Consider the following 20786-nt stretch of genomic DNA (forward strand, 5'->3'; position numbering starts at 1 on the left):
AGTCACGCTGAGGAGGATAGGTTTGTTCTATAAACGGACTTTGACAAACGGAATGAGATTGGTAGTAGAAGAGATTCCTTCTGTGCGTTCCGTCTCGCTCGGGGTATGGATTCACACCGGTTCACGGGACGAAAGCCAATCGACGAATGGGATCTCTCATTTTCTCGAACATATGATGTTTAAGGGGACGGAAAAACGCTCCGCCCGTCAAATCGCCGAACTGTTCGACGGAATCGGCGGTCATGTAAATGCGTTCACATCCAAGGAATACACCTGTTATTACGCAAAAGTATTGGACGAACATTTTTCCATCGCGTTGGAAACGATTGCGGATATGTTGCTGAATTCGAAGTTTGATTCGGAGGAACTGGCAAAAGAACGCAAGGTAATCATTGAGGAAATCAAGATGTATGAAGACACGCCAGACGATCAGGTGCATGATTTGATGGCAGCGACGATTTATCCCGATCATACACTAGGATACACGATTCTCGGACCGGAAGCCAATCTGTTGTCTTTTACGAGAGACGATATTGTCAACTACGTGAAAGCCCGTTACACGCCGGACAACATGGTGTTGGCAGTGGCTGGCAATGTACAAATTGATGAAGTGCATCAGGCGGCGGAACAGTTTTTCTCGGGTCTATCCGGAAAATGTCAACAAATCGACCATCGGCCGCCCGTGTTTCATGCAAATCGGCAGGTTCGACAAAAAGCAACCGAACAGGCGCATATCTGCCTGTCCACAACCGGCTTTGCGTTTGACGCTCCGGAAGTATATCCGTTAATTTTATTGAACAATATTGTGGGAGGCAGCTCCAGTTCACGATTGTTTCAGGAAATCCGGGAAGAACGGGGAATGGCGTATTCCGTATACAGCTACTACGCCTCCTACCGGGATGGCGGAACATTTGGCGTATATGCCGGTACGTCTCCCGATCAGGCGCAACAGGTTGTCGATCTCACCTATCAAATCCTTGCGGCTGTTGCGGACAAAGGTGTGACAGAGGAAGAACTTCGCAAAGCGAAAGAACAGGTAAAAGGATCCCTGATGCTTTCCCTGGAAAGCACAGTCTCTCGAATGAACCGTGTCGGCAAAAATGAACTGTTGCTGAATAAACAGGTTACGCTGGATGAGACAATCAACCGGATCAACGAGGTATCTATTGATCGGCTCAAGCAAATTGCCGGGCAAATTTGCGGCGGGCCTTGGGCGATGGCGGCGATTGGCCCGTTTAACGAATTGAATCTGCCCGAGTAAGCAATCGACTAAGGTGTTCCCGATTTTGAGGTGTTCGTATGTCAGAAAACCGTATCACTCTCTCCATCAAAAAAATGTCTCCGCTCATCGGCGAAACGGTTCCAGTTCCGTTTTACGCCACTGCTGGGGCGGCAGGAATGGATTTGGCCGCATGCATTGAGGAGCCAGTTACAATTCCAGCAAAGGGGAGACGAAAAATCCCGACCGGAATTGCGATCGAACTTCCTTCTCCGCAGTTTGTGGGGCTCGTTTTTCCGCGCAGCGGAATTTCAACCAAACACGGCATTAATCTGGCCAACTCTGTGGGGGTAATCGACAGCGATTACAGGGGAGAAATCCAATGTGTACTGGTCAACCAGGAAGATACAGATTATACCATTCAACCGGGCGAACGGATTGCCCAACTGGTACTGATGCCTGTTGTACAGGCTGATGTGCAGATTGTTGAGGAATTAAATCCAACAGATCGCGGCAGTTCCGGTTTTGGTTCTACAGGAAGCTGATACGAAAAAGGCTTCCTCTATTAGACGCAGGTTCTGAATGAATATGCTTCGGTAGAAGCCTTTTTTATTGGACTTTTTAGTGCTGTCCAAACATAGAACATACCAAAAGCCAAATGAGGGGGATTTGCGTCATGCTCTTAAGCGAGCTTATGGATCGAGTTCTGGTCGACATGCAGACAGGGGAAAAAATTGGACAATTGAACCGCGCAGATCTATCCATTGATCCACAAACCGGGAAAATCGGCGATATGTGGCTGCCGCAGGAACAGGGGATTTTACGAAAAGGGAAACGGGAAACGGACCGCCGAATCGCTTGGGATGCCATTCGAACAGTCGGCACAGACATGATTTTACTGGATCTCGGAAACACCGGAGGAGAGGGCGAATAAAACTCGCTCTCTCTTCATTTTGTACTGGGAACCGGCACAAGGGCAACCGGACCCCACTAAAGTGCTTGTCAGTTTGGTGGGTGTAACTTTGGCTTTCGCCTTCACCAAAGGCTCGGCGTAAGCCAAGTTTTCTTTGTAACCGCCTACTGGGTATTCGCATAGAATGCAGCACGTGCATCATCCGAGGCCTTGGAGCAGGTCAGGTGCGTTTTTTTACAAATCAAAATTGCCTTGAATTTTGAATGGTTTCGCGTACAATGAGGTGAAAGGAGTACGTATCATGTTAACAGGTATCAAGATGGCGTTTCTGGGCGGGGATGCGCGAATTAATGAGGTGATTCAGCAGGCTCTGGATCTGGACGCGTCCGTATACCTGGTCGGTTTTGACAATCTGCATTTGGAAATGCTGGATACGTTAAAAACGCAGATAACGACAGAAGTGATAAGCGATTTGGATGCCATCATCCTGCCGCTTACGGGAATGAGCGATGATTGGACGATTCAATCCCAATATTCGGAGCAACCGATCACGCTGACAGATGAACACTTTTCTGCGCTGCCCAAGAAATGCAAAATTTTTACCGGAATTGCTCAAAAATTATTGATCGATGTTTGCCGCAGGCATGGATTGCATCTGGTCAAGTTAATGGAATTGGACGAGGTGGCCATTTTAAACTCGATTCCTTCCGCCGAAGGAGCCATCAAGATGGCGATGGAAAATACGGATATTACATTACACGGTTCCAATACGGCCGTATTGGGGTTCGGCCGTTGTGGTGTAACCATCGCCCGCATGTGCAAAGGAATCGGCGCGAATGTCATGGTGGGGGTCCGTAAAGAAGCGGACCTTGCCCGAATATTCGAAATGGGATGCACCGCCTTTCCCTTAGTGCAGCTCCCGCATGCGTTACAGGAGGCAGACATCGTATTTAATACGATTCCGGCTCAGGTTATTACGTCAGAAGTATTGTCCCGTATGAAAAGAAGCTGTGTGATCATTGACATTGCCTCACGTCCCGGTGGAACCGATTTTCGGTTTGCGGAAAAAAGAGGGATAAAAGCGCTGCTTGCTCCAAGTTTGCCAGGGATCGTTGCGCCAAAAACGGCTGGACAGATTCTCGCCAAATCGATCTTCCGACTTGTTTTGGATCACGCATAATCCTGGAGGTAACTTTATGGATCTTAAAGGAAAAACAATTGGATTTGCCATTACCGGCTCGCATTGCACCTATGACGAAGTTCGCCCGGTTATGAGAAATCTGGTGGATATGGGGGCTGTAGTGGTTCCGATCCTTTCCCATACCGTTCAAACCACGAATACCCGATTTGCCGAAGCGGATGCATGGATGACTGAAATTGAGCAGGTAACAGGGCAAAGGGCGATTAAAACGATTGTGGAAGCAGAACCGCTGGGTCCGAGCAAAAAATTGGATGCGCTGTTGATTGCTCCCTGCACCGGCAGTACCATTTCCCGTTTGGCAAATGCAATGACCGATTCTCCCGTTCTCATGGCGGCAAAATCGACGATGCGGAACGACCGGCCGGTTGTTCTTGCGATTTCCACCAATGACGGTTTGGGTCTCAACATGTCGAACATTGCAAAATTGATGTCCGCAAAGAATATTTTTATGGTACCATTTGGTCAGGACGATCCGTTTAACAAAATGAATTCCCTTGTGGCGAAGATGGATCTTGTATATGATACTTTAAAAGCGGCATTGGATAAGAAACAATTGCAGCCTGTTTTAATTGAGCGATACACAAAATAAGTCCGTCAGATAGAATGACAGTTGTAAGGAGTTGCTACGAATGGAAAACAAAAAGCTTTATAATGTGGCAGTTGTTGGAGTAACGGGAGCCGTTGGCCAGAAAATGCTGGAGACTCTCGAACGGAGGGATTTTCCGGTAGGCGAGTTGCGCCCTTTGGCGTCAGCCCGTTCCGCTGGCCAGCAGATCACCTTTAAGGGAAAAGCTTATACCGTTCAGGAAGCGACTCCGGAAGCGTTTGAAGGTATAGATTTTGCTCTGTTTTCAGCAGGAGGTTCGATTTCGGAAAAATTGGCGCCTGCCGCTGTGGAGCGAGGGGCCGTTGTAATTGACAACACCAGTGCATTTCGGATGCTTCCGGAGGTCCCGCTTGTCGTACCGGAAGTCAATGCGCACATGATCTCACAACATCGAGGGATTATTGCCAATCCGAATTGTTCTACCATTCAAATGGTGGTAGCGTTAAAACCGATTCACGATGCGTACGGAATTGAGCGGATTATCGTTTCCACATACCAAGCCGTTTCGGGGTCCGGTCAGGCGGCAATTGACGAACTGCGGGAACAAACCCGTGCGGTTCTGGATGGTAAGCCGGCGGAACCAAAAGTTCTTCCGGTCAAATCGTTGCCTAAACATCATCAAATTGCATTCAATGCGATCCCGCAAATTGATGTATTTGAAGAGAACGGATTTACCAAGGAAGAAATGAAAATGGTAAACGAGACCCGTAAAATTTTCGGCACCGATGAAATTCAGGTTACTCCAACTTGCGTACGGGTGCCGGTTTTCTTCGGTCATTCCGAGTCGGTATTCATCGAGACCAAAAAACCGTTTGACCTGGCTGAGGTGCGCTCGCTTCTGGAATCAGCGCCTGGTGTAACGGTGGTGGATGATCTGCCGGAACAGGCGTATCCGATGGCGATTGACTCGGCTGGTCACTTTGACACCTATGTGGGACGGATTCGCCGCGATTTGTTCCATCCTCGCGGATTAAACATGTGGATTGTATCTGACAACGTGTTAAAAGGCGCTGCACTCAATGCGGTGCAAATTGCAGAACACATGGTGAGATCAAAGTAAAAAGGAGTTCCGGGGGATGCGCAAACTGGTACAAAAGTTCGGGGGGACTTCGGTTGCAACAAAAGAGAACCGTGAACTGGCGATTGGACATATAGCAGACGCCGTTGCGGCCGGTTTTCATGTAGTGGTTGTAGTTTCCGCAATGGGGCGCAAAGGGGAACCGTACGCCACCGATACGTTGTTGAGTCTTATTGATTCGACAGGGATAGCGAAGCGGGAACGGGACCTGCTGATGTCATGCGGGGAATTGATTTCTGCTGTCGTGTTATCTTCCGCGTTAGCGGAAAAGGGGTATGAGAACTGTGTCATGACGGGAGCCCAAGCGGGAATCAAAACCAATAATGTGTTCTCGGACGCAAAAATTATTTCGATCGACCCTGGTCGAATTCTGGATGAGCTGGATTCCGGCAAGATCGTAATTGTGACAGGGTTCCAGGGAATGACAGAAAACGGTGATATCACCACACTTGGCCGAGGCGGCAGCGATACGACGGCAACCGCCTTGGGGGTTGCCTTGAACGCGGAGCGGGTCGATATTTTTACCGATGTGGATGGTATCATGACGGCCGACCCCCGTATCGTAGACAATGCAAAGAAACTGCGAACGGTTACCTATGGGGAAATCTGCAATTTGGCCTATCAAGGAGCAAAAGTCATTCACCCTCGTGCGGTCGAAATCGCCATGCAAAAAAATATACCCGTTCGAGTGCGTTCCACTTTATCGAAAGACGAAGGAACACTGATTGTCAGTCAGACCGATTTGGACCGGTTGGAACCCCTTGCTGTGCAGGATCGTATCATTACCGGAATTACCTATACGGCTCCTGTCGCGCAAGTTCATATCACATGCCCACAAAAGGAAAAGCAACAGTTGAAGATCTTTGAAACTCTGAAGGAACAGCAAGTTTCCGTGGATTTTATCTCGGTTCGACCGGAAGATGTTACGTTTACCGTTGCGGATGCAGACCGGATGAAGGTTGAGTCAACCCTTCAGGAGCTTGGGGTTGAATATAAGCTGCTGCCTGATTGCGCAAAAGTATCAGCAGTGGGAGCTGGCATTGCGGGAGTTCCGGGAGTGATGGCGGCCATTATGGAGGCGCTTGCGGAGGAGTCGGTGGAAGTGCTGCAATCGGCTGATTCCCATACAACCATTTGGTGTCTGGTTCGCGCAGATGATTTGGTAAAATCGGTTCGCGCTCTCCATACGAAATTTGATTTGCACTTGTAAAGCAGTCTTGCAGAACAAATAGGTGGTGTGTAGACTTGGATTTTGGAAGAATTGTAACAGCCATGGTAACCCCTTTTGATGAAAACCTGAAAATCGACTACAACCGTTTGCAAAAGGTGGTTGACCATCTGTTAAAAACGGGGACCGAATCGATTGTTGTGACTGGAACGACCGGTGAATCACCGACACTGTCGCACCAGGAAAAACTGGATCTGTTCAAAAAAGTGGTTGAATTTGCAAATGGGCGGGCGAAGGTGATTGCCGGAACCAGCACCAACGATACCGCAGCGTCTGTTGAGTTTTCAAAAGAGGCCGAACAGTGCGGCGTAGATGGATTGCTGTTGGTGTCTCCTTATTACAATCGGCCTTCGCAGGAAGGGCTTTATCGGCATTTTCGAGCGATAGCCGAAGCAACACCGCTTCCCAACATCATTTACAACATTCCGGGCAGAACAGGTGTCCATGTTGATTTGGAGACCATGCTGCGTTTGGCCGAAATACCGAACGTAGTGGCGACCAAGGAATCGCCGGTCGATTTCAACCAGGTGCTTAAGCTGATGGCCAATAAACCGGAAAAATTCACCGTTTATTCTGGCGACGACAAATTGCTGCTGCCATTTCTGGCTCTTGGCGGGTACGGTATCGTGTCTGTCGCATCGCACGTAGTGGGACTTCAGATCAAAGAACTGATCGACGCTTTTTTAGCCGGGCAAACCGAACGGGCAGTCGGGCTGCATAACAAACTGATGCCGATTTTTGAAGGATTGTTCTTGCAACCAAGCCCGTCCCCGGTCAAAGCGGCATTAAACCTGATCGATGTTCCGGTTGGCGGTGTGCGCTTGCCGTTAGTCGAATCAGATGAGAAGTTTATAAGGTATTTGCGTTCGATCCTGAAACCTTTTTATCCGAATTTGTAAAAAGGCCCGAAAGGGCTTTTTTTTGTATATACTAATGCGGAAGGAACCTTGTTTCGAATGTCGGGGTTCATGTATAATGTTTGCAAGTGACTGGTGCGGGTTATCGTGAACACGAACTGGGGCGATCATTGAGGAATTGGACGCAGAATCGAACATGGAGGTGCAGTTTTTGAGCAAGTCAAACAACAAATTGTCGATCATTCCCTTGGGCGGAGTCGGTGAGATCGGCAAAAATATGACCGCTTACGTATATGGGAACGACATTATCGTCGTCGATGCCGGTCTGAAATTTCCGGAAGAAGAGATGCTTGGCATCGATATTGTAATCCCCGATATAACGTTTTTAATTGAAAATCGCACAAAAGTGCGGGGGGTTCTGATCACACACGGACATGAAGACCATATCGGGGGGCTTCCTTATTTCTTAAAACTTTTAAATGTACCGGTTTATGGGACAAGATTGACACTGGGTCTGATCGAAGGCAAATTGCGCGAACATGGATTGCTTGATCTGGTAAAGCTGAATGTGATCACCAATAAGAGCGTCATCAAATTGGGTGAGTTTACGGTCAGTGTATTCAACAATAATCACAGTATTCCGGATACGGTCGGATTCGCGATCGATACGCCGGAAGGTGTGATTGTCCATACGGGCGATTTTAAATTTGACTACACCCCGGTTGATGGAAGACCGGCCGACTTTTTCAAATTGGCGGAACTAGGTGAAAAAGGGGTTCTCGCGCTGTTGTCTGACAGCACCAATGCGGAACGTCCCGGTTATACCATGTCGGAACGGGTAGTCGGTCAAACGATCAACGACTGTTTTGCGTCAGCGGAAAGACGAATTATTATTGCCACGTTTGCGTCCAATTTGCACCGGATTCAGCAAATCATTGATGCTACGGAAAAGTTTGGGAAAAAGCTGGCTGTGGTAGGCCGCAGTATGGTGAATAATATCACGATTGCCCACGAACTCGGATATATTCGCATGAATCCGGGGACTCTGATCGATCCTGACGAAGTAAATAAGTTGCCTGCAGAGCAGGTGGTTGTCCTTTCAACCGGAAGTCAAGGGGAGCCAATGTCCGCGCTTACGCGGATGGCCAGGGCGACACATCGGAAAGTGGAAGTCATGCCGGGAGACACGGTGATTATTGCATCATCTCCGATACCCGGCAATGAAAAGTTTATCTCTCGTACCATTGACCAGTTGTTCCGAATTGGTGCGGATGTTATTTACCAAGCGGTTTCCGGTGTTCATGTTTCGGGGCACGGCAGTCAAGAAGAACTGAAACTGATGCTCAATTTGGTTCGTCCGAAATACTTTATACCGGTTCACGGGGAATACCGCATGTTAAAACGGCATTCCGAGCTGGCAGTTTCGACGGGAGTCGATCCGGACAACATTTTTATTGTCGACATCGGGGATTCAATCGAATTTCAAGGAGGAAAAGGCCGACTCGGTCCAAAATACACGGCTGGCAATGTACTGATTGACGGTCTGGGTGTAGGGGATGTCGGAAATATCGTACTGCGTGATCGGAAGCTGCTCTCGCAGGATGGGATTCTTGTAGTGGTGGTAACGCTTTCCAAACAGGACGGCGCGATTTTGTCCGGGCCAGACATTATTTCACGCGGGTTCGTTTATGTGCGGGAATCGGAAGAACTGCTGGAAGAAGCGAATAAAATCGTAACGCAAACGCTCGGAAAACTGGTTTCCGAAAACGTGAACGAGTGGTCCTCGATCAAAAACGGTGTACGGGATGCATTGGGACGGTATTTGTACGAACAAACCCGCCGTCGTCCGATGATCTTGCCGATCATTATGGAAGTCTAAATCATTATAGAAGTCTAGATCCTTTATAGAAGTCTAGATCCTTTATAGAAGTCTAGATCCTTTATAGAAGTCTAAGAGTACACACGGAAGCCTGAGCCTGACGATATGTCAGGCTTTTTTGTCACATTTTAAATTGGATTAAATAATACATATTATTCAAAATATTTCATCAATTTGAGGTGGCAGCAGCGCATTAGTCGCATGTTTCAGCGGGTAGAAAAAAGGGAGGGATAAATTATGCGGAAAAGAATCTGGTCTGTAGTCTTATCCTTTGCATGGGTCCTGTCAACGATCACGGCTTTGATTTTGTTGCCTGCTCAGACGTCGGCAGCAACCGGGTCATCAGTGGCCCCTGATCTTTACCAATACGAAGTGCTCTCGAACGTAATGGCAGATATGAGGGATGGAATTAAACTGGAAACGGATGTCTATTTGCCAAAAGATAAGACAGAAGCGGAAAAAGAAAAAGGTTTCCCGACTTTGGTCATGAGAACACCCTACGGCAAAGAAAGTTATGGAAAAGCGGAAAGCCCTTTTTTCGCGCAAAGAGGATATGCAGTGGTGGTTCAGGATACAACAGGTAACGCCTCTAAACGAAGTGGCGGGCTGATGGCAGGAGTAATAATTATATTGAGATTCCAAAGAGGGGCCAAAAGAGCGGAAACTCGAAGCGTTAGATAAAAACGTCAATATCCGAAAAAGCCAGAAACTTATGATTGGACCCTGGACCCACGGGTATCCGACCAGCAAGGTAGGTCCGTTTACTTTCCCGAAAGCGGATCTAAGCGATACTTCTCGGGAGCAAATGGTGCGGAAAATTGGAGATACGAACAGCTTCGATGGTTTGACTACTGGTTGAAGGGCATCAATAACGGCGTTATGGATGAACCACCTGTTAAGTTGCATGTAATGGGAGGGGCAAACCAGGGACATTGGCGCTGGGAAAACGAATGGCCCCTGGCACGTACCCGCTACACAGAATATTACCTGCATGACGGCAAATCCGGTACCGTCCCGTCTTTAAACGATGGAACTCTGAACACACAAAAGCAAAAAAAAGAGGAACAACCTGATGCTTACCTGCATGACCCGAAGCATCCCACCTCAACTATCGGCGGTAATTTGACGCGAACAACTCCGGTTGACAAACGGGGGCCGTTGACCAGCAATCGATTGAGAAGGGCGTGCTGACGTATACAACCGATTCGCTGAAAAAGGATACAGAAGTGACCGGGCCGATGGAAGCAGAGCTTTGGGCGTCTTCTTCTGCGCAAGATACCGATTTTGCGGTTAAATTGACGGATGTTTACCCTGATGGGCGGTCGATTATTATCCAAGACAACATTCTTCGTGCCAGATACCACGAATCCCGGGAAAAAGAGACTCTTTTAACTCCCGGCGAAATCTATGAATTTACGATCGATCTTGGCCCTGCCAGCAATATCTTCAAAGCAGGTCATCGAATTCGGGCCGACGTTGCGAGCAGCAACTATCTGCGATTTGACAACACCCCCAATACTGGACACAAGTGGGGTGAGGATGCGGAAACAGTGGTAGCCAAAAATACGATTCATCATGATGCGGAACATCCTTCGCATATCATCTTGCCGATCATACCGGGCGACGACCGGCCGGACGAGGATAAGCCGAATAAGGAGTAGTCATGAAATAAGAAACTGCCGACTAAGGCTGGCAGTTTTTTGCATTGTTTTGCGTTGCATGAACCATACTAGAGGCGAATCGGATAATGAGGAGTGAAAGGCCATATATGAATAACTTCAATTTTGCACCGCAGATGAATGAACCGAATCCACCGCAGATGCCTGCTGCCCCGCAAACGCAGCCGGTCGTTGACAAGGGCAATCCACTGCTGGAAAATATTGAAAGCCTTGGACAAACGCGAGTTGCCGGCAGTGATGAATCAAACATTTACTGCATCAGCGTGATCGGTCAGATTGAAGGACATATTGTGCTTCCGCCGCAAAACAAAACGACCAAATATGAGCATATTATTCCGCAGCTTGTGGCTGCTGAACAAAACGATAAAATTGAAGGCGTACTGATTATTTTGAATACGGTAGGAGGTGACGTGGAAGCAGGTTTGGCAATTGCGGAGATGATCGCTTCCCTGTCAAAGCCGACCGTTACACTGGTGTTAGGCGGTGGCCATTCGATCGGCGTGCCGATTGCCGTGGCATCCAATTATTCTTTTATCAGTGAAACGGCGACCATGACAATCCATCCCATTCGATTGACCGGCCTTGTGATCGGGGTTCCCCAGTCTTTTGAATACCTGGAGAAGATGCAGGAACGAGTGATTCGTTTCGTGACGAAGCATTCCCGTGTCACGGAACCCAAATTCCGTGAATTGATGCTCAAAACGGGCGAATTGGCGCGTGATATCGGAACCACCGTGGTTGGCAGGGACGCTGTAGAATATGGTCTCATCGATGAAATGGGAGGTCTTGGCGAAGCGTTACGGCACCTGAATCAACTGATCGAACAGAAAAAACTTCAAAAATCGGGGGGTGTCCAATAATGACAATGCTCTATTGGGCAGCTATCCCGCTTGAAACCGTTTTTGAAGGATTTGATTCCACCTCCTACAATTGGCTTGAGACCGATTATCAAAGAGTCAAAATGATCGTGGAACCTTGTGGCAACGGCTGGGGTAAAATCGTCCGCCTGCTGTCTGCCAACCCTTATGACTACATGGACCCCCGTTTATCACCCGGGTCCTTGGTTCCGATTGCATCGCTTACCTAGCCGATTCTGGAAAATCCGGTTGCAGCGGCAGGAATATGCAGGTCACTGAAGAAACAATAACTATAACAATTACGCTGGCACCCGTCGGGTGCTCTTTCTTTGGTCGAGTTGAATGTGCATTCGTACTCGTGAGTGAAGTGCTTGTCACTTAGTTGGGTGTAATTTGGGGCTCGCCTACGCCAGATGTTTGGATGAGCCAAGTTTATTTTAAATTGGGTGAGAATGGAATGGCCAAAAGAAAAAAAAGCACGGGAAAAACAAAACAGTTTATCAAATACGAGATCCTAGGCTTGCTCTTATTGGCGGTCGCTATCCTTTCGTTTGCCGGAATGGGGCCAGCAGGCCGAATTTTGATGCGTGTGTCGATGTATACAGCAGGTATTTCCTACTGGATGATTAGCGGTTATCTGATATATTTGGCTGTTTATTTTATGGTCAAACAACAAACCCCTCGTTTGACCTCCCGGCACTTAGGAATTCTTCTTGCCATTTTAACAATGGCCGTCCTCCACCATTACAATTTATATTTGGAAATTTTAAGCCCCGGCCATAAATCGGATCTCTGGTTGGTCACGAATGAAAGAATCAAGACATTATACGATTCCCATACCGTTGCATCTTCGGACCGGCCAATTGGAAATATCGAATTCGGCGGTGGAATTATAGGGTTCCTGGGATTTAGTTTACTGCATACGCTGTTTGATACAGCGGGTACGCTTTTTGTCATGATGATCATGGGGGTTATCTCCTTGATTTTGATTTCCGGCAAATCCCTTACCGCTGGCTTGCGCAAAGGCCGCCAGCTTGCGGCGGGATGGCTGCGGAAATGGGCAAAAGAAGTAAAGGAAGCGTGGCACGTATTAAAATCATCACCCCCGAAGGAAACCGCTAAGAATAAGAACGTCAAACGACCGGCTGAAACGCGAACGCAAACGGCCGCCGCTGTAGCGGAGCCTGTTTTTGATGATGAACAACCTTTAAAGATCAGGGATTTTGCCGATCAAGTGGAATCGCCGTCCAAACACCTGCAGGTTCTGCCGGGCGGTAAACAAAATGGGCAGATCACTATAAAATATAAAGAACGTCAAACCGGCAAAGCCGTTAAAAGCGAAGTTCCGAATTACGAAGAAACAGATCCATTGGTTCTCCAGATGCAGACCGCAGACAATACGTACGAATTGCCGCCGCTGGATCTTTTGGAGGCTCCTTATGGTCCGCGAACGGGTGGAGACCATAAAGATTTGGAATCAAACGCGTTAAAATTGCAGGAAACGTTGGCCAGTTTTGGTGTACAGGTGAAAGTTACCGAGGCGCATCGGGGACCGACCGTAACCCGCTATGAAGTACAGCCTGCAATCGGAGTTAAAGTATCACGAATCGTAAATCTGGCTGATGATTTGGCATTGGCATTGGCAGCCAAGGATATCCGGATTGAAGCTCCCATTCCTGGCAAATCAGCGGTTGGTATTGAAGTTCCAAACCGCGAAGTGGCGATTGTCACGCTGAGGGAAGTGATTGAATCGAATGAATTCCTCACTTCACCATCGAAGCTGTCTACCGTGTTGGGAAGGGATATCAGCGGAGAACCGATTGTCGGAAGTTTGGCGAAAATGCCGCATCTGTTGGTAGCGGGAGCGACAGGTGCCGGGAAGTCGGTTTGTATCAACGGTATTATCGCGTCGATTTTGTATAAAGCAAAACCAAGTGAAGTTAAATTTATAATGATTGATCCGAAAATGGTAGAATTGAACGTTTATAACGGAATTCCTCATCTGTTGGCTCCTGTGGTTACAGATCCGCGACGGGCTGCCTACGCACTGAAAAAAGTCGTGCAGGAAATGGAGCATCGATACGAATTGTTCGCCGCAGAAGGCACACGCAACATGGAAAGCTACAACTCTATCATGCAACAGGCGAACAAAAGCCCACTGCCGTATATAGTTGTCATCATTGACGAGTTGGCCGATTTGATGATGGTTGCCCCAACCGATGTGGAAGAGGCGATCATCCGATTGGCGCAAATGGCCCGCGCTGCGGGAATTCATTTGATTTTGGCTACACAGCGGCCTTCTGTTGATGTCATTACAGGTGTTATTAAAGCAAACATACCGTCCCGCATTGCATTTGCGGTTTCCTCGCAGATGGATTCGCGAACCATTTTGGATATGGGCGGGGCAGAGAAATTATTAGGCCGGGGGGATATGCTTTATCTGCCGGTCGGGGAATCAAAACCGGTCCGTGTGCAGGGGGCATTTGTATCTGAAGCGGAAGTGGAACGGTTGGTTTCCTATGTGAAAGAACAGCAAGGAGCAGCTTACCATCTTGATTTGAGCGAGATGAAAGAGGAGTCCACGCCGGAGGAAGGAGAATTGGATTCATTGTTTTGGGAAGCAGTAAAGCTGGTTGTTGAGTCCGAGCAAGCTTCTGTTTCGATGCTCCAAAGACGTTTGAAAGTCGGGTATTCGCGGGCGGCGCGATTGGTTGATCAAATGGAAGAGCGTGGAATTGTAGGCCGATTTGAAGGCTCGAAACCGCGTGAAGTGTTGTTGAGTAAAGAACAATGGTCGCAAATGCAAAATGGATTGTAATTCACCGTGAGTGGAGGTGGTTCTATGTTTGCCCAACTGTTTCCCGATACACTGTCAGAAGTTTTGCTACGGTTGTTTTTGGCGTTTTTGGCGGGCGGCATCATGGGATTTGAACGAGAACGTTATTTTCGGGAGGTGAATGAACAACGGGGGGCCGGTTTTCGTACTTATACGTTAACCTGTTTCGGGTCTTGCCTGTTTGGGCTCGCCTCCATATACGGATTCCCCGCTATCGGAAGCATGATGCACGACACTGGACGGGTCGCGGCGCAAGTGGTGGCGGGAGTGGGATTCCTGGGAGCCGGGTCGATCCTCAAAAACGGATCACAGATCAAAGGCTTGACAACGGCGGCCGGGATGTGGACAGCCAGCGCGATTGGTTTGATGTTGTCAGCAGGAATGTATTTACCCGCCTTGATAGCCTCGCTCTTTGCCTATATTGTGCTCGATTTTCCACAGCTTTTTCCGAAAGCATTCACCTGGCGGATAAGAAGCAGAATCGGGCAACAGCAGAGCGATTATGCTCTCCCACGCATTTCCCGGCGTACCCGAAGTTTGGGGCGACCCGCTCAGAGAATTTTACGAAGAACGACCGGTCAGCGGTGACAGACAACCAAATCCAATATGTATGGCAACAGCTTTGACAGGTAAAACTATCGAAAAAGAGAAGGGGTGACCCTGTGAGGTCGGAAAGTTCACGCGTCATCCATCTTTATGATGTGCCGGAATCGACTATTAAGCACGTTCTCGATGTTCTTAAAAATGACTTAAAAGAGTATGAATCGTTGGACGCAGATTTCGGTGAAGGAACAGAGAATTCTCTGAAATCTTTTATTGCCGAATTGTCCAGGCATTTTTCGTAGATAAGGAGGGTGTTTATGCATCCGGCTTGGGTGGCATGGGGAAATTGGATTTGGTACGGTACTATTGTTCTGGCGGTCACTCTGGTACTCTACTTGGCTACATACAGACGACGCAGGCAAAAACGATAAAGAAAACTTGGCTTCGCCAAGCCAAAGGCTGGCGAACCTTAGTTGCCCTTATGTCGATAGGACAAAATTTATAAATTCCTATCGACTAAACAAAAAACCTGTTTGCTTCCGAATCAGTCGGATGCAAACAGGTTTTTTCATTCGTGTGCGATGCCAATCACATAGGCGTGGGAGTAACCGATTTCCAATTGATGGGCAATCCGTAACAGTGCGTAAATCATTGGTTTGTAGCCGTTTTCGGTCAATGTCTCGGCAATGGAATAGACCGTATACGGCTCAGTCAAAATATCCTGACGGTTCGGATCATCCAACAACAGATCGATCCATTGGTCGTTGTAATATTTTCCAAGTCGTTTCTTATACGCCAAACGGTAGACGTCTTTGACGTTATATGGCAACTCTAAAGCTTCCAGGTAAGTATTTAATTGAAGTAATGCTTTCGCCACATTTTTTTCATTTTCGGAACCTGACATCATTTCAAACACCTCTTCTGTATTATGTGTCTGTCAGTTTCCGAGTGCAACTGAACAAAGAGTCAAAATGACTCATATTCCATGATATGCTCCTTGAATAGAAATATACCTCCTGAATTCCCTTTCTAAGAAATTCCGGTTGTTACCATTTACTTCCCTAATCAATCTTTATATTGTGTTATAATACGTTATGTTGTATAGTCTTACTTAAGTGGAAGTGCCCCTAGGGATCCGGCCTTATGGACAGGACCAAGCGGGGCAGGCCAATGGCTACACCGGAGGTTTAAAAGACCTGACGGACAGGTTCCCTGCTCAATTGGCTGGGTTCTTTTTTGTTTATTCAACTGGGGGTGCTGCAGATGTGGAAGAATCGCAAAGTAAAAGAGGAACATGACGCATGTGGTATCGTCTCGGTGATTGAAAAGAACGGGACTCCGACTCATGACAACATACAAAAAACGTTTGATGCACTGATCAAAATGTCGCATCGGGCCGGTTTTGTTGACGGTGAAGGGGATGGATGCGGAATCCAGATCGACATTCCCCGTAAACTATGGGCCAAAAACCTGATGCGAAACAACCTGCCTGCTACGCTATCGGAGCAGCCAGGTTTTGCTGTCGGTCATTTTTTTCTATTGAAAGAAGAGAAAGCGCAAAAAGAAAACTGGTTGCCTAAATTGCGAGAATTTTTCCAACAGGCCGGTTTTTCGGTTTTGGTATCAACGGAGGCTAACGTAAACTCGGATGTGCTTGGACCGCAAGGGCGGCATGATGAACCGCTGTTTGTGCAGCTCGCGCTCCATCATGACAAATTGCAGGGACAGGAATTGGAAAAACAACTGTTCCAGTTGCAATGTCAAATCGAAGCGGAGATGCCGTTCCACGTGGTGTCTTTAAGTTCGCACATTGCCATTTACAAAGTACGGGGTTCAGCCAATATTCTTCCCCTTTATTATCCCGATCTGCAGAGTAAAGATTGCCGATCGGTGATTAGTCTGGGTCACAACCGTTATTCCACAAACACCACTACTGTTTTTGAACGGGTTCAACCGTTCTCGGTGCTTGGGCATAACGGGGAAATCAATACGATTCAGAAGCTGCGCGAAGAAGCGCAGATGCTTGGCATTCAATTGGTTCATGGCGGCAGTGACTCGCAGGACATGAACCGTACCATCGAGGGCATGATCCATCTCTATGGGATCAGCTTCTTTGAAGCGATGGAAATGATTTTCCCGCCTATTATTAATGAAATCAAACAATTCTCAAATGAATTGCAGGATATGTATATGTTCTTCCGCTCCGGTTGGGGACCGTTCGCACAAGGACCGGCTGGGATTGTTTCCCGTTACGGGGACCAGTGCCTCTATTCGGTTGATGCGCTGGGGCTGCGTCCAGTGTGGTTGGTTGAGACGGACACATCCTATTATTTCTCGTCCGAACAGGGTGTCGTACCTGTAACGGAAATGGTAAACGACCCGAAAGCAATCGCACCCGGTGAGAAAGTGGCGGTACAGATTGACCGCAACGCCCATTCCGCAACGATTGTTCCGTATAGCGAAATGCAACAACAGGTGTTACATTCTGCAAAACAACGCTATCGGTTTAAGGGTTTTCGGAAGACGATCGGGTTTGGAACCCCATCGCTGGAAGGTGAATTCTTCCTGCCAACAGCAGACCCTGCATCGGATGCTGAAACGAGAGACCGTCTGCTTGCTGCTTTTGGTTGGGATACGGCTGATTTGGATTTGGTTGAACAGCAAGCGAATACGGGACTGGAACCGGTTCGTTCGCTCGGGTTTGACGGGCCGCTGGCTGCGTTGTCGAGAGAACGGCAAAATATTGCCGACTTTTTTAAGGAAACGGTTGCGGTGGTTACCAATCCGGCAATTGACCGTGAACGGGAAATCGAGCATTTCTCCACACGTGTGGTGTTGGGGCCGCGTCCTTCTCTGCAAGGTCACCATCAACACGTTTTGCGTCGATTGGAAATTCATACACCGCTGCTGGTTGGCGGACATCGAAATGGTTCACCGCTTTCGATCGATGAGTACCGTCCTATGGCGCATGAATTAGGTACTTATCTGTTTGAAGATCTGATCCGTGAATTTAATGCGGGCCCGCATTCGATTATCGCAATTGATGCGGTTCGGAAAGCGGAAGAAACGGTAAAGGATGCCGTTCACAGAATTGAAAGGAATGCAGTCGAGGCGGTTGTGGCCGGAGCTCATCTTTTAGTGATCGATGATCGGCATGTATTCCGTTACGATAACGGATATGTCGATCCGATGCTGGTTGTTTCTGCAGTGCATCACGCGCTGAAGGAATATCCGACAGCGTCCGGTGCTGAAAACTTACGTCGTCGCACATCGATTGTCTTGCGTTCCGGAGCGCTACGCAATTTGCATGACATCTCCGTGGCGATCGGTCTTGGCGCTGATGCGGTCAATCCGTATATGATGTGGGAAACGGCAGGACTGGTGGAACCGCAGGAAAGCATTAAAAAACTGTATCAGGCATTGCACAAAGGTTTAGAAAAAGTGATTTCTACCTTGGGTATCCATGAGTTGCGCGGTTACGATCGTCTGTTTTCGTCGATCGGTTTGAAACCGGAAGTTCAAAAGGTTCTCCAAACTGTTAACTTTTACGGCTCAGAGCAAGCGGGATTCGGCTGGGATCAATTGCAGTCTGATTCGGAAGAACGGTCCAGAATCGCTTCCGGAGAAGAAACGAAAAAGATGGCGAAAACGTTCCATTATTTCCCGCGTATCTGGAAGTTGGCCGGTGATGTGGCTGCAGGCAACAAGCCTTTCTCCGATTTGGCTGACAAAATGGTTGAGATGGAAACGAACAATCCAATTTCGCTCCGCCATGTGTTGGATCTAAAAAACGATCCCACTTCCAAAGTGGAGCCGAAAGATACGGATATCTCAATCGGTGAGCACAGCTTACCATTCTTGATCTCGTCCATGTCATTTGGTTCGCAGAACGAAACCGCATATCGTGCTTATGCGGAAGCGGCTTATCGGTTGAACATGATTTCGCTGAATGGAGAAGGCGGCGAAATTAAAGATTTGATCGGAAAATATCCGAATCACAGAGGTATGCAGATTGCATCCGGACGATTTGGCGTCAATATTGAATTGACCAATTCGTCGAACCTGTTGGAAATTAAAATTGGACAGGGAGCAAAACCAGGCGAAGGCGGCCATCTTCCAAGTTCGAAAGTGACTGCGAAAATCGCTGCCGCCCGGAACGCACAGCCGGGAACCGATTTGATTTCTCCTTCCAACAATCATGATATCTACTCGATTGAAGATTTGGCGCAGATGATTGACGAGTTGAAAACAGCCAATCCGAAAGCTCGTGTGTCTGTGAAAGTGCCGGTTGTGCCAAATATCGGCACCATTGCAGTCGGGATTGCCAAAGCGGGAGCGGATATCATTACATTGAGCGGTTATGATGGAGGAACCGGTGCTGCCCGTGCTCATGCTCTTAAATACGTGGGTCTTCCGGTCGAAATCGGTGTGAAACTCGCTCATCGTGAACTGGTTGAGTCCGGCTTGCGCAACAAAGTTGAAATTTGGGCAGACGGTGGCGTGAAAACAGGCTTTGACGTAATGAAACTGATACTACTGGGTGCAAACCGCGTTGGTTTTGGAACCATGGCGATGGTTGCTATCGGCTGTATCAGCTGTCGAGCTTGTCATAAGGACACCTGTCCGGTAGGAATCGCAACCCAGATGGAATCGATCGAAGAAGCAAAAGAAAAAGGATTAAAGATGTTCAAGCCGCGTGAATTCGATCTGGCGGTTGAACACCTGATGGGATATTTTAAGGGAGTAGGCGAACATGTACGTCAACTTACTGCAAAATTGGGAGTTGCCCGTTTGCAGGATCTGGTAGGACAGTCCGATTTGTTGGAGCAAACACGTGAGCTGGATCGGTTGGATCTGTCTGACTTATTGGCGCCGGTGCAGTCGCAGGCACCAATTCGCGGCGCCGTTCCAGAATTGCGCGTATCGTCAGTTGGCGTGAATTCCTTGACTGAACGGCTTGCCATGGAAACGGTGATGGAAGTAGCCGCCGGGTCTGATACGGTAACTCGTCAAGCAGGGACTACATTGGCGAGTGATCGGGTAATCGGCAGCTACTTGTCCGGTTCTGTGACACGCGGCAAGAAGCAGGGTGAAATCAGTTCTTTCAACAAAGCGAAAGTGAATTTTGACAATGGTTCGGTTGGCGGAAACGGTTTTGCTGCCTATAACACAACCGGGGTTCATATCCGTATCCAGGGCGGTGCTCAGGATGGTGTCGGCAAAACATCGCTTGGCGGTAAAGTGATTGTTCTGAAAGGGAAAAACAAATATGGTAAATTTGTAGACGGCTCGGTCGGAAAAGGTCTGGCTTACGGTGCGCAAAGAGGTTTGTTCATCGTCCAGGGCAATGCCGATTCACGCGCTGGAATCCGGCTGTCTGGAGCAGATATTGTGATTGGCGGTCAGCTGCAAGCACCGGTGGAAGATTCCCGCGGTATGATTGGGTCTCGGGCAAATATTAAAGGATTTGCTTTTGAATATATGACAAACGGTCGGGCAGTTGTATTGGGAGACCCCGGTCCCTGGATCTGTTCCGGTATGACGGGCGGTGTTATTTACCTGCGGGTACAACCGGAAATGGGGTTGGACGAAAATGCGCTGCGCAGACGGATTGCGAAAGGCGCGAAAGTGGCGCTGTCGAAATTGGACCCGCAAGGCAAACGTGATCTGGAAGAACTGATCGGCAATTATGTCAAAGAGTTGCGACGGAGCGGCCAAGAAGAAGAAGCAAACCAAGTGGAAGCGCTGCTGGCTCATCCGGAACAACATTTCATGATGGTTAAACCGGCTTCTGCACAAACCGATCAGGATATTGCAACTGAATAATGGATTAAAGCAGGACGGCGATTTCGCCGTCTTTTTTCTGCCTTGAATTAGTCAGGCATTAAA

The 20786-nt window shown here is 48.2% G+C and carries 19 protein-coding genes; 18 read left to right on the forward strand and 1 reads right to left on the reverse strand.

Annotated features, from left to right (window positions below; all coding sequences use genetic code 11):
• Positions 1 to 22 precede the first annotated feature (22 nt).
• The 17 genes from skT53_RS01490 (at position 23) to skT53_RS01570 (ending at position 15199) form a co-directional block, all read left to right on the forward strand.
• Positions 23 to 1261 (forward strand): M16 family metallopeptidase, encoded by a 1239-nt coding sequence (locus tag skT53_RS01490; protein WP_318978581.1) that lies wholly within the window; start codon positions 23 to 25, stop codon positions 1259 to 1261.
• A 38-nt stretch (positions 1262 to 1299) separates the two neighbouring features.
• Positions 1300 to 1764, forward strand: a complete 465-nt coding sequence (gene dut, locus skT53_RS01495) for a dUTP diphosphatase (RefSeq protein ID WP_226375303.1) — start codon at positions 1300 to 1302, stop codon at positions 1762 to 1764.
• Positions 1765 to 1895: 131 nt separating this feature from the next.
• A complete protein-coding gene (locus tag skT53_RS01500) occupies positions 1896 to 2153 on the forward strand; it encodes a YlmC/YmxH family sporulation protein (protein ID WP_200759456.1) in 258 nt (85 codons plus the stop codon).
• Positions 2154 to 2433: 280 nt separating this feature from the next.
• A complete protein-coding gene (gene dpsA / locus skT53_RS01505; protein ID WP_200759457.1) occupies positions 2434 to 3312 on the forward strand; it encodes a dipicolinate synthase subunit DpsA in 879 nt (292 codons plus the stop codon).
• A gap of 16 nt (positions 3313 to 3328) precedes the next feature.
• On the forward strand, positions 3329 to 3922 hold the full coding sequence (locus skT53_RS01510) for a dipicolinate synthase subunit B (RefSeq protein ID WP_200759458.1): 594 nt from the start codon (positions 3329 to 3331) through the stop codon (positions 3920 to 3922).
• 40 nt (positions 3923 to 3962) lie between these two features.
• The gene (locus skT53_RS01515; RefSeq protein WP_200759459.1) at positions 3963 to 5000 is read left to right on the forward strand and encodes an aspartate-semialdehyde dehydrogenase; all 1038 of its coding nucleotides are present in this window, start codon (positions 3963 to 3965) and stop codon (positions 4998 to 5000) included.
• A 16-nt stretch (positions 5001 to 5016) separates the two neighbouring features.
• The gene (gene dapG, locus skT53_RS01520; RefSeq protein ID WP_200759460.1) at positions 5017 to 6228 is read left to right on the forward strand and encodes an aspartate kinase; all 1212 of its coding nucleotides are present in this window, start codon (positions 5017 to 5019) and stop codon (positions 6226 to 6228) included.
• A gap of 35 nt (positions 6229 to 6263) precedes the next feature.
• Positions 6264 to 7145: a 4-hydroxy-tetrahydrodipicolinate synthase gene (dapA, locus tag skT53_RS01525; protein WP_200759461.1), complete on the forward strand. Its 882-nt coding sequence runs from the start codon at positions 6264 to 6266 to the stop codon at positions 7143 to 7145.
• A gap of 169 nt (positions 7146 to 7314) precedes the next feature.
• Positions 7315 to 8982, forward strand: coding sequence for a ribonuclease J (locus skT53_RS01530; protein WP_200759462.1), 1668 nt, complete (start codon positions 7315 to 7317; stop codon positions 8980 to 8982).
• Positions 8983 to 9219: 237 nt separating this feature from the next.
• Positions 9220 to 9663, forward strand: coding sequence for a CocE/NonD family hydrolase (locus tag skT53_RS01535; RefSeq protein ID WP_200759463.1), 444 nt, complete (start codon positions 9220 to 9222; stop codon positions 9661 to 9663).
• 42 nt (positions 9664 to 9705) lie between these two features.
• Positions 9706 to 10173, forward strand: coding sequence for a CocE/NonD family hydrolase (locus skT53_RS18740; protein WP_200760826.1), 468 nt, complete (start codon positions 9706 to 9708; stop codon positions 10171 to 10173).
• Positions 10167 to 10643, forward strand: a complete 477-nt coding sequence (locus skT53_RS18745) for a CocE/NonD family hydrolase (protein ID WP_200759464.1) — start codon at positions 10167 to 10169, stop codon at positions 10641 to 10643. The genes skT53_RS18740 and skT53_RS18745 overlap by 7 nt, the downstream gene beginning before the upstream one ends.
• A 107-nt stretch (positions 10644 to 10750) precedes the next feature.
• Positions 10751 to 11521, forward strand: coding sequence for a ClpP family protease (locus tag skT53_RS01550; protein WP_318978582.1), 771 nt, complete (start codon positions 10751 to 10753; stop codon positions 11519 to 11521).
• On the forward strand, positions 11521 to 11748 hold the full coding sequence (locus tag skT53_RS01555) for a YlzJ-like family protein (protein ID WP_200759465.1): 228 nt from the start codon (positions 11521 to 11523) through the stop codon (positions 11746 to 11748). The genes skT53_RS01550 and skT53_RS01555 overlap by 1 nt, the downstream gene beginning before the upstream one ends.
• Positions 11749 to 11975: 227 nt before the next feature.
• Complete coding sequence (locus skT53_RS01560) at positions 11976 to 14336, forward strand: FtsK/SpoIIIE family DNA translocase (RefSeq protein WP_200759466.1); 2361 nt, start codon at positions 11976 to 11978, stop codon at positions 14334 to 14336.
• A gap of 24 nt (positions 14337 to 14360) precedes the next feature.
• Positions 14361 to 14942: an MgtC/SapB family protein gene (locus skT53_RS01565; protein ID WP_200759467.1), complete on the forward strand. Its 582-nt coding sequence runs from the start codon at positions 14361 to 14363 to the stop codon at positions 14940 to 14942.
• A gap of 74 nt (positions 14943 to 15016) precedes the next feature.
• A complete protein-coding gene (locus skT53_RS01570) occupies positions 15017 to 15199 on the forward strand; it encodes a hypothetical protein (protein WP_200759468.1) in 183 nt (60 codons plus the stop codon).
• 266 nt (positions 15200 to 15465) lie between these two features.
• On the opposite strand, the gene skT53_RS01575 is transcribed toward skT53_RS01570, so the two are convergent.
• Positions 15466 to 15804, reverse strand: a complete 339-nt coding sequence (locus tag skT53_RS01575; protein WP_200759469.1) for a hypothetical protein — start codon at positions 15802 to 15804, stop codon at positions 15466 to 15468.
• Between the two features lie 356 nt (positions 15805 to 16160).
• Between skT53_RS01575 and skT53_RS01580 the strand changes: the two genes are divergently transcribed.
• Positions 16161 to 20723 (forward strand): glutamate synthase-related protein, encoded by a 4563-nt coding sequence (locus tag skT53_RS01580; protein ID WP_200759470.1) that lies wholly within the window; start codon positions 16161 to 16163, stop codon positions 20721 to 20723.
• Positions 20724 to 20786: the final 63 nt, after the last annotated feature.

It is taken from the genome of Effusibacillus dendaii, assembly GCF_015097055.1.
GTDB lineage: Bacteria > Bacillota > Bacilli > Tumebacillales > Effusibacillaceae > Effusibacillus > Effusibacillus dendaii.